Annotated in this window: 13 protein-coding genes; 5 read left to right on the top strand and 8 right to left on the bottom strand. The window is 62.8% G+C overall.

The annotated features are described in order from the left end of the window. Positions 1 to 116: 116 nt before the first annotated feature. The 5 genes from mnmE to rpmH all read right to left on the bottom strand — a co-directional run bounded on the left by mnmE (position 117) and on the right by rpmH (position 4,093). Positions 117 to 1,493 carry a tRNA uridine-5-carboxymethylaminomethyl(34) synthesis GTPase MnmE gene (gene mnmE / locus AC3XQU_RS20655; protein ID WP_489876040.1) on the bottom strand — a complete coding sequence of 459 codons (1,377 nt, stop codon included), beginning with the start codon at positions 1,491 to 1,493 and terminating at the stop codon, positions 117 to 119. A 70-nt stretch (positions 1,494 to 1,563) separates the two neighbouring features. Then, a complete protein-coding gene (gene yidC, locus AC3XQU_RS20650) occupies positions 1,564 to 3,243 on the bottom strand; it encodes a membrane protein insertase YidC (protein WP_489876039.1) in 1,680 nt (559 codons plus the stop codon). A gap of 10 nt (positions 3,244 to 3,253) precedes the next feature. Then, complete coding sequence (yidD, locus tag AC3XQU_RS20645; RefSeq protein ID WP_489876038.1) at positions 3,254 to 3,520, bottom strand: membrane protein insertion efficiency factor YidD; 267 nt, start codon at positions 3,518 to 3,520, stop codon at positions 3,254 to 3,256. Next, positions 3,517 to 3,927, bottom strand: coding sequence for a ribonuclease P protein component (gene rnpA, locus AC3XQU_RS20640; RefSeq protein WP_489876037.1), 411 nt, complete (start codon positions 3,925 to 3,927; stop codon positions 3,517 to 3,519). The genes yidD and rnpA overlap by 4 nt, the downstream gene beginning before the upstream one ends. Positions 3,928 to 3,958: 31 nt before the next feature. Then, positions 3,959 to 4,093 (bottom strand): 50S ribosomal protein L34, encoded by a 135-nt coding sequence (gene rpmH / locus AC3XQU_RS20635; protein ID WP_057289000.1) that lies wholly within the window; start codon positions 4,091 to 4,093, stop codon positions 3,959 to 3,961. Positions 4,094 to 4,460: 367 nt separating this feature from the next. Between rpmH and dnaA the strand changes: the two genes are divergently transcribed. The 4 genes from dnaA to AC3XQU_RS20615 all read left to right on the top strand — a co-directional run bounded on the left by dnaA (position 4,461) and on the right by AC3XQU_RS20615 (position 11,427). Beyond that, the gene (dnaA, locus tag AC3XQU_RS20630; protein ID WP_489876036.1) at positions 4,461 to 5,879 is read left to right on the top strand and encodes a chromosomal replication initiator protein DnaA; all 1,419 of its coding nucleotides are present in this window, start codon (positions 4,461 to 4,463) and stop codon (positions 5,877 to 5,879) included. A gap of 254 nt (positions 5,880 to 6,133) precedes the next feature. Then, on the top strand, positions 6,134 to 7,240 hold the full coding sequence (gene dnaN, locus AC3XQU_RS20625) for a DNA polymerase III subunit beta (RefSeq protein ID WP_489876035.1): 1,107 nt from the start codon (positions 6,134 to 6,136) through the stop codon (positions 7,238 to 7,240). Between the two features lie 91 nt (positions 7,241 to 7,331). Then, complete coding sequence (gene gyrB, locus AC3XQU_RS20620; RefSeq protein WP_489876034.1) at positions 7,332 to 9,833, top strand: DNA topoisomerase (ATP-hydrolyzing) subunit B; 2,502 nt, start codon at positions 7,332 to 7,334, stop codon at positions 9,831 to 9,833. 607 nt (positions 9,834 to 10,440) lie between these two features. After that, positions 10,441 to 11,427 carry a TonB C-terminal domain-containing protein gene (locus AC3XQU_RS20615; protein ID WP_489876033.1) on the top strand — a complete coding sequence of 329 codons (987 nt, stop codon included), beginning with the start codon at positions 10,441 to 10,443 and terminating at the stop codon, positions 11,425 to 11,427. Between the two features lie 27 nt (positions 11,428 to 11,454). Here the strand turns inward: AC3XQU_RS20615 and AC3XQU_RS20610 are convergent, their stop codons facing one another. The 3 genes from AC3XQU_RS20610 to AC3XQU_RS20600 form a co-directional block, all read right to left on the bottom strand. Continuing rightward, on the bottom strand, positions 11,455 to 11,784 hold the full coding sequence (locus AC3XQU_RS20610) for a hypothetical protein (RefSeq protein ID WP_489876032.1): 330 nt from the start codon (positions 11,782 to 11,784) through the stop codon (positions 11,455 to 11,457). Between the two features lie 37 nt (positions 11,785 to 11,821). Further along, entirely contained in the window at positions 11,822 to 13,108 is a 1,287-nt protein-coding gene (locus AC3XQU_RS20605; protein ID WP_489876031.1) for an MFS transporter, read from the bottom strand. Positions 13,109 to 13,252: 144 nt separating this feature from the next. Beyond that, positions 13,253 to 14,467 (bottom strand): extracellular catalytic domain type 2 short-chain-length polyhydroxyalkanoate depolymerase, encoded by a 1,215-nt coding sequence (locus AC3XQU_RS20600; protein ID WP_489876030.1) that lies wholly within the window; start codon positions 14,465 to 14,467, stop codon positions 13,253 to 13,255. A 368-nt stretch (positions 14,468 to 14,835) separates the two neighbouring features. Here AC3XQU_RS20600 and AC3XQU_RS20595 point away from each other — a divergent pair, with 368 nt between their 5' ends. Next, positions 14,836 to 15,336 (top strand): NMCC_0638 family (lipo)protein, encoded by a 501-nt coding sequence (locus AC3XQU_RS20595; protein WP_489876029.1) that lies wholly within the window; start codon positions 14,836 to 14,838, stop codon positions 15,334 to 15,336. Positions 15,337 to 15,353 lie beyond the last annotated feature (17 nt).

Here is a 15,353-nt window from a genome sequence, read left to right as displayed (position 1 = left end):
CCGAAAACTACCGGAAGAGCACGGTAGACAATGTATCTACTCAGATGCAATTCTCCAGGCATCCCTCTATGTAAGAGAGCACTCCCGGACCTCTCCGGAATCGTTCGGAAAACAAGTTACTTACCGATACAGAAGCGGCTGAAGATCACCCCCAGCAAATCGTCCGGCGTGAACTGGCCGGTGATGCTCGACAACTGCTCCTGCGCCAGGCGCAGTTCTTCGGCGAACAGGTCGAGCGACTGGTCGTCCTGCGCGGCGTGCTGGCTCGCCATGTCGAGGTGCTCGCGCGCGGCGCGCAGCGCGATCAGGTGGCGTTCACGCGCCAGGTAGAGCGACTCGCCCGTCTGCTGCCAGCCGGCGATGCGCAGCAGCTCGGCGCGCAGCAGGTCGATGCCCAGGTGCGCGTTGGCCGACAGGTAGAGGTGCACCGCATCCTGCGCCACCTCGACCGAAGGCTGGTGGCCGGACAGGTCGATCTTGTTCCAGATGCGCAGCACCGGCACGCCTTCGGGGAAGGCCGCCAGGATGGCTTCATCCTCGGCGCTCGGGCCGCGGCTGGCGTCGAGCAGGTGCAGGATCACGTCGGCCTTGCCGACTTCGCCCCAGGTGCGCTCGATGCCGATGCGCTCGACCACGTCGATGTCGTCGATGGTGCGGATGCCGGCGGTGTCGATGATGTTGAGCGGGATGCCCTCGATCTGGATGGTCTCGGTCACCTTGTCGCGCGTGGTGCCCGCGATCGGCGTGACGATCGCCACGTCCGACCCGGCCAGCGCGTTAAGCAGCGAAGATTTACCGACGTTGGGCTGGCCCACCAGCACCACGTTCAGGCCTTCGCGCAGCAGCGCGCCTTGCGCGGCCTGGCGGAACACGGCTTCGAGCGACTCGACGATGCCGGCCAGCTGGCCGCGCGCGTTCGACTTTTCGAGGAAGTCGATTTCTTCTTCCGGGAAGTCGAGGGTCGCCTCCACCAGCATGCGCAGATTCGTGGTCTGGTCGACCAGCTTGTGCACCACCTGCGAGAACACGCCCGACAACGATTGCGATGCCGACTTTGCCGCGGCCTCGGTGGAGGCGTCGATCAGGTCGGCCACCGCCTCGGCCTGGGCCAGGTCGAGCTTATCGTTCAAGAAAGCGCGGCGGGTGAATTCGCCCGGCTCGGCCAGGCGCAGGCCCAGCGCGCTGCCGGCTTCGAGCACGCGCGCGAGCAGCATCTGCAGCACCACCGGGCCGCCGTGGCCCTGCAGCTCGAGCACGTCCTCGCCGGTGTACGAATGCGGGCCGGGGAAATACAGGGCCAGCCCTTCGTCGATCACGTCGCCGTTGGCGGCCTCGAACGGAATGTAGGTGGCGTGGCGGGGAGCGAGTTTCACGCCGGGGAACAGGGCGTCGATCAGCGCATGGAGCTGCTTGCCGGAGGCGCGCACGACGCCGATGCCGCCGCGGCCCGGGGCGGTGGCGATGGCGGCGATGGGGGAGGTGTCGAGTTTCATGGGTGCGATTGTAATGGAATGAAAAAAGCCCGCGCATCGGGCGCGGGCTTTCTTGAAAAGCGCGAGCGGCTTACTTGGCTGCCGGCGCGTTCTCGAACTTCTTGGTAATCACCCACTGCTGCGCGATCGACAGGATGTTGTTGACCACCCAGTACAGCACCAGTCCCGATGGGAAGAAGAAGAAGATCACCGAGAATGCCAGCGGCATGAACAGCATCATCTTGGCCTGCACCGGATCGGTCGGCTGCGGGTTCAGCTTGGTGGTGATGAACATCGACACCGCATAGATCACCGGCAGGATGTACAGCGGGTCGGGCTGGGTCAGGTCGGTGATCCACAGGATCCACGGCGCGCCGCGCATCTCGACCGACGACTGCAGCACCCAGTACAGGGCGAAGAACACCGGCATCTGCACCAGGATCGGCAGGCAGCCGCCCAGCGGGTTGATCTTCTCGTTCTTGTACAGCTCCATGGTGGCCTGCTGCATCTTCTGCGGGTCGCTCTTGTAGCGCTCGCGGATCGCCTGCATCTTCGGGGTCACCACGCGCATCTTCGCCATGCTGCGGTAGCCTGCGGCCGACAGCGGGAAGAAGGCCAGCTTGATCAGCACCGTCAGGGCGACGATGGTCCAGCCCCAGTTACCCAGCAGCGAGTACAGGTGGTCCATCACCCAGAAGATCGGCTTGGCGATGATGGTCAGCACGCCGTAGTCCTTGACCAGTTCCAGGCCCGGGGCGATGGTTTCCAGGGTCTTCTCGTCCTGCGGGCCCGAATACAGGCGGCTGTCGGTCGAGACGGTGGCGCCCGGCGCCACGCTGCCCAGCGGCTGGACGGTGCCGATCGCGTACAGGTTGGTGGCGATCTTCTTGGTGAAGATGTCGCGCTGCGCCTTGTCGGCCGGGATGAAGGCCGAGACGAAGAAGTGCTGCGAGATCGCGACCCAGCCGTTGTTGGCCTTGGTCGCGTGCTGCACGCTGCCGTCTTCGATGTCTTCGAACAGCAGCTTCTGGTACTTCTCGCCTTCGGTGTACATGGTCGGGCCGGTGTAGCTGGACATGAACCACGAGTCGTTGGCCGGCTTGTTGCCGTCGTGCTGCAGCTGCAGGTAGAGCGACGGCTGCACCGGCGCCGTGGACAGGTTGGTCACGTCATGGCGCAGGCCGATAGTGTAGTCGCCCTTGCGGAAGGTGAAGGTCTTGGTCAGGCGCACGCCGCCCTGCTCCGCATCGAGCACCAGCTGCACGTTGCCGTTGGCGTCGCGGGTCGGAGCGCCGCCGCGGACCGTGAACGGGGTCTGGTGGTTCGGCAGCACGCCGGCCGCCGTGGTGCCGATCAGGCCGGTCTGGCCCAGGTAGGTGTTGTTGCCGCCCACGTTGAACAGGACCTTGTTCTTCGTCTTGTCGGTGTCGTCGGCAAACTTGAGCAGCTCGAGGCGCTTGATCACGCCTCCGAGGGTGTCGATGTCGACCTTCACCACGTCGGTGGTGATGGTGACGCGCTGGCTCGATGGCGCCACCGGCGCGGCCGGAATCGCGCCTGGGGTGCCCGGTACGCCAGGAACGGCGGCGGCGCCCGTAGCGGCGGCTGCCGGCACGTCGTTCGGCTTGGCTTGCTGCTGCGCGACCTGTGCGGCCGGGGGGACCGGCGAGAACAGCGACTGCTTGCCGTTTGCCACCATCCAGTTGTTCCACAGAACAATCAGGGAGATGGCGAACACGATCCACAGGACGGTACGTTTATTAAGTTCCATTTGGGTCTAGTCAGGAGTGGTTACAACCGCGAGCGGCTGGTGGGGAATGCTTGTGCTTGTCCTGCGCCGGCGGCACCAGGTCGACGCCGCCTTCATGCCACGGGTGGCAGCGGCAGACGCGGCGCGCGGCCAGGAGCGAACCGCGTGCGGCGCCATGGACGCGCAGCGCTTCGATCGCATAATTGGAGCAGGTCGGGTAGAAACGGCATTTCTGCCCGAGCATCGGGGACAGCAGCAGCTGGTAGCCGCGCAGGAACCAGACCAGCAGCGTCTTCATGATGGTGTCGGGCTTGCACGGCCAGTATCGGCGCGGCGCGGGCGCTGCGAAGCGAACAGGCGTGCGAGTTCGACCCGCAGCTCCGCCTTGAGGGCGCCGGTCGTCGCCGGCCCGGCCTTGGTATTGACCGGGCGCGCCAGGCGCACGATGCAATCGACGGCCTGCAGTTCGCTGGTGCGGAACAGTTCGCGCGTGATGCGCTTGATCGTATTGCGGGTGACGGCGCGCGGTGCGAAACGCTTGGCCGCCACGACGCCCAGCCGCGCATGCGGCAAGGTGTTCGGACGGGTGTACAGCACGAAATGCGCGGATTTTTGCGCCGGCCGCAAACGAAAAACGGATGAAAACTCATCCGTTTTAACGATACGCCGAACGCGCGCGAAGTCGTGCGAACCTTCGCCTGTCATGTCGACCGCGTCGATCTGTCAGCCAGGAGGCTTAGACAGCCAGGCGCTTGCGGCCCTTGGCGCGGCGAGCGTTCAGGACTGCACGGCCACCACGGGTAGCCATACGTGCGCGGAAGCCGTGCGTGCGCTTGCGACGGACGACGGAAGGTTGGTAAGTACGTTTCATGGTGGTCTCGCTTAAAGCAAAAGAAAGTGCAAAATCGGGTCTGACGTCGTGTCAGGATTCGTCGCCAATGACAGTTCGCAGTTGTTAAGCCAGCGTCACGCCACAGCAAATACTCATATCGCCCGGACTGCGTTCACGCTGACAATGTCAGTTTAATGGGGTACACGGACGGGGAACCCTGAATTAGACTCGATTTCCAGTCCAACTGTCAAGGAAGCTGTTGTTTCTGATGAGTTTTTGCTCTTCCCTGCTGCGCAGCCGGCGCTGCCCGTAAAACAGCAGCTCCGGTTGAAAATAGTGGGCGCAACCTGTGGATAACTTCGGCCGAGACAGGTAAAATAGCGTGTTACGTATCAATAAGCGAAGTATGGAAAATTTTTGGCAGTCCTGTTCGACGCAACTGGAACTCGAGCTGACGCCGCAGCAATACAGTGCGTGGATCAAATCACTGGTCGTCATCGATTACGAGGACGGCAAGCTGCGCATTGGCGCGCCGAACCGCTTCAAGCTGGACTGGGTCAAGACCCAGTTCGCCAAGCGCATCACCGAGCTCGCCTGCCAGTACTGGGAAGCGCCGGTGGAGGTGCAGTTCGTGCTCGACCCGAAGACCAACCCGCCGCGCAAACCGGTCGCTCCCGGCTCGGCGGAAGTCCCGACCGGCAATGGCGGCGGCAACGGCGGCGGCATGGTGCGCTCGATCGATGCCCCGAGCATGGGCAACAGCAGCCAGGGCAACGTCAACATCGCCAACTCGCCCAAGCGCGAGCAGAGCCGGATCAACACCGACCTGACCTTCGACAGCTTCGTGACCGGTAAGGCCAACCAGCTGGCGCGCGCCGCCGCGATCCAGGTGGCGAACAACCCGGGCGTGTCGTACAACCCACTGTTCTTCTACGGCGGCGTGGGCCTGGGTAAGACCCACCTGATCCATGCGATCGGCAACCAGGTCATGGCCGACAACCCGAACGCGCGCATCCGCTACATCCACGCCGAGCAGTACGTGCGCGACGTCGTCACCGCCTACCAGCGAAAAGGCTTCGACGACTTCAAGCACTACTACCATTCGCTCGACATGCTCTTGATCGACGATATCCAGTTCTTCGGCGGGAAGAGCCGCACGCAGGAAGAATTCTTCTATGCGTTCGAGGCCCTCATCGCCGCCAAGAAGCAGATCATCATCACTTCGGATACCTATCCGAAGGAGATCACCGGCATGGACGACCGCCTGATCTCGCGCTTCGATTCCGGCCTGACGGTGGCGATCGAGCCGCCGGAGCTGGAAATGCGCGTGGCGATCCTGCTGAAAAAAGCGCAGTCCGAAGACGTGACGCTGTCGGACGACGTGGCCTTCTTCGTGGCGAAACACCTGCGCTCGAACGTGCGCGAGCTGGAAGGCGCGCTGCGCAAGATCCTGGCGTATTCGCGCTTCCACGGCAAGGACATCACCATCGACGTGGTGAAGGAAGCGTTAAAGGACCTGCTGTCGGTGCAGAACCGCCAGATCTCGGTGGAGAACATCCAGAAGACGGTCGCGGACTTCTTCAACATCAAGGTCGCGGACATGTATTCCAAGCGGCGCCCGGCGAACATCGCCCGGCCGCGCCAGATCGCGATGTACCTGGCCAAGGAACTGACCCAGAAGAGCCTGCCGGAGATCGGCGAGCTGTTCGGCGGTCGGGACCACACCACCGTGCTGCATGCGGTGCGCAAGATCGCGGCGGACCGCCAGAAGAATGCCGAGTGCAACCACGAGCTGCACGTGCTGGAACAGACCCTGAAGGGGTAATGAAAAGATGGAAGGCGGCTGTTGATAAGCCGCCTTCCCGTAGGGTGGGCAGATTCTGCCCACGCGTTCAAATCAAGGTAGCGCACCAACTACATATCGGTGGCGCATACGCTTGTTGAACGCGTGGGCAAGAAACTTGCCCACCCTACGGGAAACAGGCCAATCAGGCTATGCGGAGAAGTTTGTGTTCTTTCCGGGCAATTGGCAAAATAGTGTTTGAGCAATACATCTAAATAAACAAACAGAGGATAGCTATGCAACTGGTCAAAACCACCCGAGACACGCTTCTCCGGCCACTGCAGATCGTGAGCGGTATTGTCGAGCGTCGGCACACTATGCCGATTCTGGCCAATATCCTCATTCGCAAGGACGGCGAGAGCGTCTCGTTCCTCTCCACCGACACCGAAGTGCAGATCACCACGCTGGCCAACATCGGCTCGGGCGACGACGTGACCGGCACCACCGTGGCCGCGCGCAAGCTGCTGGACATCCTGCGCGCGCTGCCGGAGTCGGGCGACGTGACGATGACGCTGCAGAACAAGCGCCTGGCTGTGTCGAGCGGCAAGTCGCGCTTCGCGCTGCAAACCCTGGCCGCGGAAGAATTCCCGACCGTGTCGGTCGCCGACAGCTACAACGCCTCGGTCACCCTGCCGCAGAAGACGCTCAAGCACCTGTTCAACATGGTGCACTTCTCGATGGCCCAGCAGGACATCCGCTACTACCTGAACGGCCTGCTCCTGGTGCTGGACGGCCAGAACATCATCGCGGTCGCCACCGACGGCCACCGCCTGGCCTTCTGCCAGGTGGCCACCGAGCAGAGCTTCGAGCGCCAGGAAGTGATCATCCCGCGCAAGACCATCATCGAACTGCAGCGCCTGCTGGAAGAAAGCGACGAAACCGTGCGCCTGGACATCGCGGCCTCGCAGGTGAAACTGACCTTCGCCGACATCGAACTGGTCTCGAAGCTGGTCGAAGGCAAGTTCCCTGACTACACCCGCGTGATCCCGAAGGGCTACAAGAACGACTTCACGATCAGCCGCGACGAACTGCTGCGTTCCCTGCAGCGCGCCGCGATTATGACCAGCGACAAGTTCAAGGGCGTGCGCTGCATCATCGAGCCGGGCGTCATGAAGATCAGCTCGACCAACGCCGACCAGGAAGAAGCGGTCGAAGAACTCGAGATCGACTACGGCGGCGACGCCATCGACATCGGCTTCAACGTCACCTACCTGCTCGACGTGCTGAACAACCTGAAGTGCGACCAGGTGAACATCGCCCTGGGCGACTCGAACTCCTCGGCGCTGATCTCGATTCCCGAGAATGGCGACTTCAAGTATGTCGTCATGCCGATGCGCATTTAAGGAAATGATCTAGCCTGACCGCCCTTCCGGCGACGCTGGAAGGGCCGTGCTGCACGCAGCTGAATCACCAGATTGATAGAGAAAGTAGTCCATGTCCGAGAACACCCAAGCACAAACGTCCCCCGCTCCCCAGGCGGATGAATACGGCGCCTCCTCGATCCAGATCCTGGAAGGCCTGGAAGCGGTTCGCAAGCGTCCGGGCATGTACATTGGCGACACCTCGGACGGCACCGGCCTGCACCACCTGGTGTTCGAGGTGCTGGACAACTCGATCGACGAGTCGCTGGCCGGCCACTGTACCGAAATCCACGTGACCATCCACGCGGACAACTCGATCTCGATCACCGACAACGGCCGCGGCATCCCGACCGGCGTCAAGATGGACGACAAGCACAAGCCGAAGCGCTCGGCGACCGAGATCGCCCTGACGGAACTGCACGCCGGCGGCAAGTTCAACCAGAACTCCTATAAAGTCTCGGGCGGCCTGCACGGCGTGGGCGTGTCGTGCGTGAACGCGCTGTCCAAGCTCCTGCGCGTGACCGTGCGCCAAAAAGGCAAAGTGCACCAGATGGAATTCGTGCGCGGCGTCCCGCAGGACCGCATCATCGAAGTCGTCGACGGCTTCGAAGTCTCGCCAATGAAAGTCATCGGCGACACCGACAAGCGCGGCACCGAAGTGCACTTCTGGGCCGACGAGGAAATCTTCACCCACGTCGAGTTCCACTACGAGATCCTGAGCAAGCGCATTCGCGAGCTGTCGTTCCTGAACAATGGCGTGAACATCCGCCTGTCCGACCACCGCAACGGCAAGGAAGAAATCTTTGCTTTCGAGGGCGGCACCCGCGGCTTCGTGGAATACATCAACAAGACCAAGAGCGTGCTGCACCCGACCGTGTTCCAGGCCACGGGCGACCGCCTGTCGGACCAGAACACCAACATCTCGGTGGACGTGTCGATGCAGTGGAACGACGCCTACAACGAGCAGGTGCTGTGCTTCACGAACAACATCCCGCAGCGCGACGGCGGCACCCACCTGACCGGCCTGCGCGCGGCGATGACCCGCGTGATCAACAAGTACATCGACGAACACGATTTCGCCAAGAAGGCGAAAGTGGAAATATCGGGCGACGACATGCGCGAAGGCCTGACCTGCGTGCTGTCGGTGAAGGTGCCGGAGCCGAAGTTCTCGTCGCAGACCAAGGACAAACTGGTGTCGTCGGAAGTGCGCGGCCCGGTGGAAGAAATCGTCGCCAAGACCCTGACCGACTTCCTGGCCGAGAAGCCGAACGACGCGAAAATCATCTGCGGCAAGATCGTGGAAGCCGCGCGTGCGCGCGAAGCGGCACGCAAGGCGCGCGACCTGACCCGCCGCAAGGGCATCATGGACGGCCTGGGCCTGTCGTCGAAACTGGCCGACTGCCAGGAACGCGACCCCGCGCTGGCCGAACTGTACATCGTCGAGGGTGACTCGGCAGGCGGCTCGGCCAAGCAGGGCCGCGACCGCAAGTTCCAGGCCATTTTGCCGCTGCGCGGCAAGGTGCTGAACGTGGAAAAGGCGCGCTTCGAAAAGATGCTGTCGTCGGAGCAGATCACGACCCTGATCGCCACACTCGGCACCAGCATCGGCCCGGACGAATTCAACGTCGACAAGCTGCGCTACCACCGCATCATCATCATGACCGATGCGGACGTCGACGGCGCCCACATCCGCACCCTGCTGCTGACGCTGTTCTACCGCCAGATGCCGCAGCTGGTGGAACGCGGCCACATCTACATCGCCCAGCCGCCGCTGTACAAAGTGAAGGCTGGCCGCGACGAGCGCTACCTGAAGGACGACGTCGAGGAAGCCAGCTACATGATGACGGTGGCGCTGAACGCCGCCTCGCTGATCCCGCGCGAAGGCGCCGACCCGATCACCGGCGACGCCCTGGGCGAACTGGTCAAGCAGTACAACCTGGCCAACGCCATCATGATGCGCCTGACCCGCGTGATCGACCGCGCGGCGCTGACCGCCATCATGAGCGGCGTGACGCTGCAGATGGACACGCTGGAAAATTCCGTCGCTTCGGCCCAGGCCATGGAAGCGGCGATCAACGATCCGGCCGTGAAAGTGGTCGTGCGTTCGGACGAACTGAACGACAAGCACTCGCTGCGCATCGAGCGCATGCGCCACGGTAACGTGCAGGTGACCTCGATCGACGCCGACTTCGTGCTGAGCAACGACTACGCGGTGCTGGCCAATGCGGCCGCCACCTTCCAGGGCCTGATGGGCGAAGGCGCCATCATGCGCCGCGGGGAAGGCGACAAGATGAAGGAATTCGCCGTGCGCGAATTCCACGAAGCGATGATCTGGCTGCGCGAAGAAGCCGAGCGCGGCGTAAGCAAGCAGCGCTACAAGGGCCTGGGCGAGATGAACCCGGAACAGCTGTGGGAAACCACGATGGACCCGACCGTGCGCCGTTTGCTGCGCGTGCAGATCGAAGATGCGATTGCTGCCGACCAGATCTTCACCACCCTGATGGGTGATGAAGTCGAGCCGCGCAGGAATTTCATCGAGAGCAATGCACTGCGGGCGGGGAATATCGACGTCTGATCGACGCCAGCCGGCGCCGGCATCCCGGCGCCGGCGCTCTCCGCTGTTTCGATTCTTCCTGCTTGCCCGCCGAGGCCAAACACGGCGGGATCTCCGCGCCTGGCAAAGGGTTGTCAATGTGAGTGCTGCGTTCTTCACCCGGCCCGATCCCAGGCGAATGAGCGCCGCGGTGGCGCTTTCCGTGCTGGCGCACGTGCTGTTGCTGAGCATGACTTTAGGTGGTTCCGGCGCCGGACTGCCAGGCCTTCAATTTCCCTGGAAAGAGCGACGCCTCGGGGCGAATGATTTGCAGGTGTTGCTGGAGCCGGGGCGGCCTGCTGTTCCAATACCGGCGGCGCCTCCGCCGGCAGCCGCAGCCACGACGGCGCCGGTCGATCCTCCCAAACCTGTTGCGGCAAGCGCGCCCGTGACCAGGACCGTTCCACCTCCCGTCATCACGCATAGCGAAGCCCCTGGCGTTTCGTTTGCACCCGTTCCGATCGCGCCTGCCGCTGCAGCAATCGTTCCACCTGATATAAAACTACCGGTTGCAGCGGATGCGCCGCCTGTGCGTGCGCCTGCCGACACGGTAGCGCGCGCCGTTCCGGCGCCAGGCAACGACGCGCCCGTGCCCGTTGCCGTCAAACCGGATAGCGCCGCACAAAAGGCGCTCGAGCAGCGAGCGCGGGAACAGGCGCTGGCGCAGGCCAAGGTGGAACAGGAAAAGCAGGCCGCGCAACAGCTGCGCCAGGCGGAACTGGCGGCGGAAGCGCAGCGGGAGGCGGCGCGCCAGGAGCAGCGGAAACTGGATGCCGCGCGTACCGAGCAGAACGCCAGGAACGAGGCGGCGCGCGTGGAGGCCGAACGCCAGGAACTTGCACGGCAGCGGCAGGAACAGGCAAAACAGGAAGCCGCGCGGGAAGAGCTGGCCCGGGCCGAGGCTGCGCGGCAAGAACGTGCACGCCAGGATCAGGCCCAGCGTGAGCGCGCCGAGCAGGAAGCGAAGCTCGCGCAGGCGCGGCAAGACGCGGCCAAACAGGAGGCGGCGCGGCAGGCGCAGACACAGCAGGAGCAGGCACAGCGCGAACGTGCCGAGCAGGACGCAAAACTCGCGCAGGCGCGGCAGGACGCGGCCAAGCAAGAGGCGGCGAAGCAGGACCAGGCGCAGCGCGAGCGCGCCGAACAGGAGGCCAGGCGTGAGGAGCTCCTGCGCGCGATTGCCAACCAGCTCAAACAGGAAGCCGCGCAGCCTACGACAAGCGGACTTCGCCGGGGATGGCTGTTCGGCCGTGGCGACCCGAACGCCGACCTGGTTCTCTACGCGGAAAACCTGCGCAGGAAGATCGAATTGAACATGACCCTGGACATGGTGCGCGACGTGGCGAAACAGCGTCACACCCAACCGATCGTGACAATGGCGATCCGTGCCGATGGCTCCGTGGAGAAGGTGACCTTCGTGGTATCCAGCGGCGTGGCGGCGATCGATGAAGCGATACGCAAGGTGGTGGCTAGCCAAGCGCCTTATGGCGTCTTTCCACCAGGGCTGGCGCGGCAATACGACGTGATCGAGATTCGCCGTACGTGGATATTCGATACTGCGATTCGGTTGCAGTGAAGACGCCGACGGTGATGCTCCTTCACCTCATTGATGGCCGCTTGCCGGAGGCAACTCGATACCCTCTTCGAACTCGTTCAAACGCTTCATTACGGCTTGATTCCTGGCGTACTTGCGCTTCAAGTTAACGAGTTTCTTGTCGGTGCCCGTACAGAGCTTGCGGATCTCGCGCTCGACTTCCTTCATTCGCTGTTCGTCCGGCGGGTCCGGGATCTCGCCACGGAAGTGATCACAGCTTTCACGCTGCTCCACGTAGTTAACGACATCGGCAGGGAGGCGCGCCTCAGCTGCCATTGCGGCAACGGCTCCGAAGCAGAGTCCTGCGACTGCTACCTTACGCACTACATGCATTGTCATGGCGCCGCTCCAGGATGTCGATCGCTAAGTAGGCCGTTCAGTCCTGCTCAGGTATCGACCGAACAACCAGGAATTGGTACGACATCGCACCAAGGAAGGCAATGCCGGCGCCAGTCAGCAAGGCCGGCACAAACGACCACGTCTGTGCGATGAAGCCAGTCAGGATCGGCGCCAGCGCTCCCCCAATAAAACCGCCGAAGTTCTGAATCGCGCCCAACGACCCGATACGGCTACGCGGCGCGACCACTGTGACGAGCGACCAGGAGCAGGCCGACGCCGCATTGGCCAGGAAAATCACGATCGAAATGCAGGCAATGGCCACCGTATTGCTCTCGACCAGCGCCGCTGGAATCGTGAACGCGACCATGCCCAGCATCGACGCCACCACCGCCCTTCGGCGACCGACGAGCGGCGAGGTCGACAGCCGGGCGACGCGGTCGGAGGCCCACCCCGCCACCAACGCGCCGGCAAAGCCGCAAGCAAAGGGAATCGAGGCCGCGATGCCGGCATAGGCGATGTCCATCTGGCGCTCGGTGCGCAGGTAGCCTGGAAGCCAGGTCAGGTAGACCCAGTTCAGATAAACCGAACCGGAAAAGCCGAACAACATGCCCCAGGTTGCACGGTGCCGGAACAGCGCGCGCCATGATGCGAAGGTGGTTGCCGGTGCAGGCTCCGCTTTCTGTCCTGCGTCGAGGTAGGCCAGTTCGGCTTCCGACATCTGCTCGCGGACCGGATCGCGGTACAGCGCAACCCAGACGACTGCCGCTACCAGGCCCATCGCGCCGGTCACGAAGAAGGCCCAATGCCAACTGGTTGCCGCAATCAGCGGCGACAAGAGCAATGGTGCAAGCGCCACGCCCAGAGGCGATGCCGAGTTATAGATACCCGTCGGCGTGCCGCGTGCGCGAATGGGGAACCAGTTGCTGACGACCCGCGCCGCCGCCGGGAACTGCGGCGCTTCACCGATTCCAAGCACGATACGCGCGATCACGAACCAGCCGAAGGTAGAGACGAGTCCACCTGCTGCCTGTGCCAGCGACCACACGACCAAGCCTATGCCGAGCAGCCATCGTGGGCCGATCTTGTCGACCAGCGCACCTACCGGCAGCTGGCACAGCGCATAGCTCCAGGAGAACGCGGACAACAGCAGTCCCATCTGGCCAAGCGAGAGGTCGAGATCGGCGCGGATGTACTCGTTGGCGACGGCGAGGGTAGCGCGGTCGAGGTAGTTGATGACACCGGTGACGACCAACAGCACAAGGGCTAAGGTCTGGCGGCGGCGGATTCGGAGAGGGGCAGCTTCGTAGGCAGGGATAGCGTTCATTTCGGAATGCTATCAAATGACCGTTGATAGAGGGAAAGATATTCTGATTGTGTTGGATTGCGTATCACGACGACTGTTGGCTGGCTCGACTTGACCAATGACGAGGGCCCGGTACGCCGGGCCCTCGATTGACCCAGTGATCGCTTACGAACACGTCCCGTACGCGTAATACCCCGCCGACGTCCTCCTGACATCCGTATAAGCCGTCGTCGTGTAGTAACCCAAATACTGATTCGAATTCACCGCATACACCTGTCCATTCGAGCCAATGTAGGCGCGCCCTGCCGACACATGCGAATAGTTACTGCTATACCAGGAACTACAGGTGAACGGCGCCGCTGTATTCCCACCAACGATCTTGTCGATCATGGTCTTAATCGCCACCATCTGCCCGCCGCTCTTGGCCGGGAAGTTCACGTCGTCGTGGCCCCACCAGTCCCAGCAGCCGCCTGGATTATTGAAGGTCGTCGTCGCCTGCGGATACAGGACGACGATCTTGTTCGTATCCGCCCAACGGTTGTAGCCGGCATTCTGGTAGAAGGCCGTGCCAACGCTTGCCACACTCTGCAGGCAACCGTGGAAGGCCACGTGCAGGCGGCAAGACTGTCCGGCGGCGCAGGCGGCAGGCACGTAGGCATAGCCGCTGCTGGCCATGCCGTGGGTGTTCGGGTTGCGATTGCCCCAGAATGCGGCCTGGTCGAAGTTGATGAAGCTGCCGGTCAAGCTGCTGACGTTCTTCGCATTCAAGGGACCATAGAGCCATTTCAGGATCTCGCCCGCGGTATCGAAGTTGCAGTTGTTGACGTAGGGCGAGCCGTTGGCGCCACAGCTGCTGCCGAAGAAATCGGTTGGGATCGAATGCTCGGCTGTCAGGTTGTTCTTATAGCTGATGTTGGCAGCCGGGAGATAGTTGCCGTACATGGTGCGCAAGTCGTCCATGACTGGCTGCCTGACGGTCGAATCGATGGTGCCGGATAACAGATACACCTTGGACGCCGCCATGTTGCTGGTCGGGTCGATATAGCCGTTCCCCGACCAGGTGTTCACCACCGACAGGAGGTAAGGCAGGTTGCGCGATGCTGTATTGGCCATGCACGGGCCGGTCGCGATCGCTGCGTTGCCTTGCGAGCAGTAGACCGGGCCACCGGCGATGACGCCTGCTCCCTTCTTCACCGTCTTCGAATAGGCGAAGTGCATCTGCGCGGCCATGTGGGCGCCGGACGAAAAGCCGGACACCGAGACCTCGTTGACGCTAACGTTGTATTTCGGGAGGGCGACTACTGCTGCGTGGGCCTGTGTTGCGACCAGGCCGATGGCCAGGGTGGCAAACCCCAAGATGGTTCGTTGTTGAACTTTCATTCTGTCTCCGTTGTTGTCCTTGTCGGGGAGTCGTCGTGCGACGCTCCAGCCATCGTTCACGCGTGGCTGAAACCAGAATAGTTGAGGTAGGGACATAGTCCAAGCGAACAATCGGCTCAGCGATGCACATGCGGTGTGCATGATTGCGCCGACAGGAAGGCAGTCGCAGTCAGTCGGGAGCAGCGCTTCGGTGACAGCACAAGCTGCTCATGCCGGAATGCCAGCCACCCACATGCTGTGTTCAATTCCTTTTGGCAAGCCAGTTTTTGATGACCAGATTGTTATAGTAGGACCTCCCAGCAACCAGCCGGAGCACGCCTTTTATGCGACTTCTTCGCCAGGCCGCCATCACACTCGGAGGGACCATCTTGCTTACTTCAACCGCCATCGCGGCGCCCGAGCAGCAGGCCGCCGCCTTCATGGACATCTATTCGTCGCACTGCCTCAAGTACCTGCACGACTTCGACGGCCTGCGCAAGCAGCTGAAAACCTTGCCACAGCTGCCGGCGGAGAAGGCGGCGATGTTCCTGCAGGGCGCGAAGGGCGGCGCCTGGGTCATGCCGAGCCGGCACGGGCAGTTCGTGCTGGTGGTCCACGCCGACAAGAACCTGTGCGCGTTGTACGCGAAGACGGTGCCGGCCACGGCTGCGCAGCAACTGTTCGAAAAAGTGGTGGGCAAGGCGCCGGCGCCGTTCAAGAGCGAGCGCAAGCGCAACACCTCGGAGACGGGAACGGACGGGGTCAAGCAGACCGTCGCCTATGAGTGGAGCACGGAGAAATCCGAACGCAAGCCGCTGTTTGCGCTGACCACGACCACCAGCAAGTCGAGCGTGGCGCAGGGCGTGGCGACGGCCGCCATCGGCCACTGAGCTTCCAGCTGCCGGCG

Source organism: Telluria sp. AZSoR62 (assembly GCF_058111565.1).
This window is presented reverse-complemented; position numbering and strand designations above follow the sequence as displayed.

Bases quoted from the DNA above. Each gene is read 5' to 3' on its own strand.
- dnaA (WP_489876036.1), top strand. From the start codon at position 4,461: ATGGAAAATTTTTGGCAGTCCTGTTCGACGCAACTGGAACTCGAGCTG.
- dnaN (WP_489876035.1), top strand. From the start codon at position 6,134: ATGCAACTGGTCAAAACCACCCGAGACACGCTTCTCCGGCCACTGCAG.
- rpmH (WP_057289000.1), bottom strand. From the start codon at position 4,093: ATGAAACGTACTTACCAACCTTCCGTCGTCCGTCGCAAGCGCACGCAC.
- mnmE (WP_489876040.1), bottom strand. From the start codon at position 1,493: ATGAAACTCGACACCTCCCCCATCGCCGCCATCGCCACCGCCCCGGGC.
- AC3XQU_RS20610 (WP_489876032.1), bottom strand. From the start codon at position 11,784: ATGACAATGCATGTAGTGCGTAAGGTAGCAGTCGCAGGACTCTGCTTC.
- gyrB (WP_489876034.1), top strand. From the start codon at position 7,332: ATGTCCGAGAACACCCAAGCACAAACGTCCCCCGCTCCCCAGGCGGAT.
- yidC (WP_489876039.1), bottom strand. From the start codon at position 3,243: ATGGAACTTAATAAACGTACCGTCCTGTGGATCGTGTTCGCCATCTCC.
- AC3XQU_RS20600 (WP_489876030.1), bottom strand. From the start codon at position 14,467: ATGAAAGTTCAACAACGAACCATCTTGGGGTTTGCCACCCTGGCCATC.
- AC3XQU_RS20605 (WP_489876031.1), bottom strand. From the start codon at position 13,108: ATGAACGCTATCCCTGCCTACGAAGCTGCCCCTCTCCGAATCCGCCGC.
- yidD (WP_489876038.1), bottom strand. From the start codon at position 3,520: ATGAAGACGCTGCTGGTCTGGTTCCTGCGCGGCTACCAGCTGCTGCTG.
- rnpA (WP_489876037.1), bottom strand. From the start codon at position 3,927: ATGACAGGCGAAGGTTCGCACGACTTCGCGCGCGTTCGGCGTATCGTT.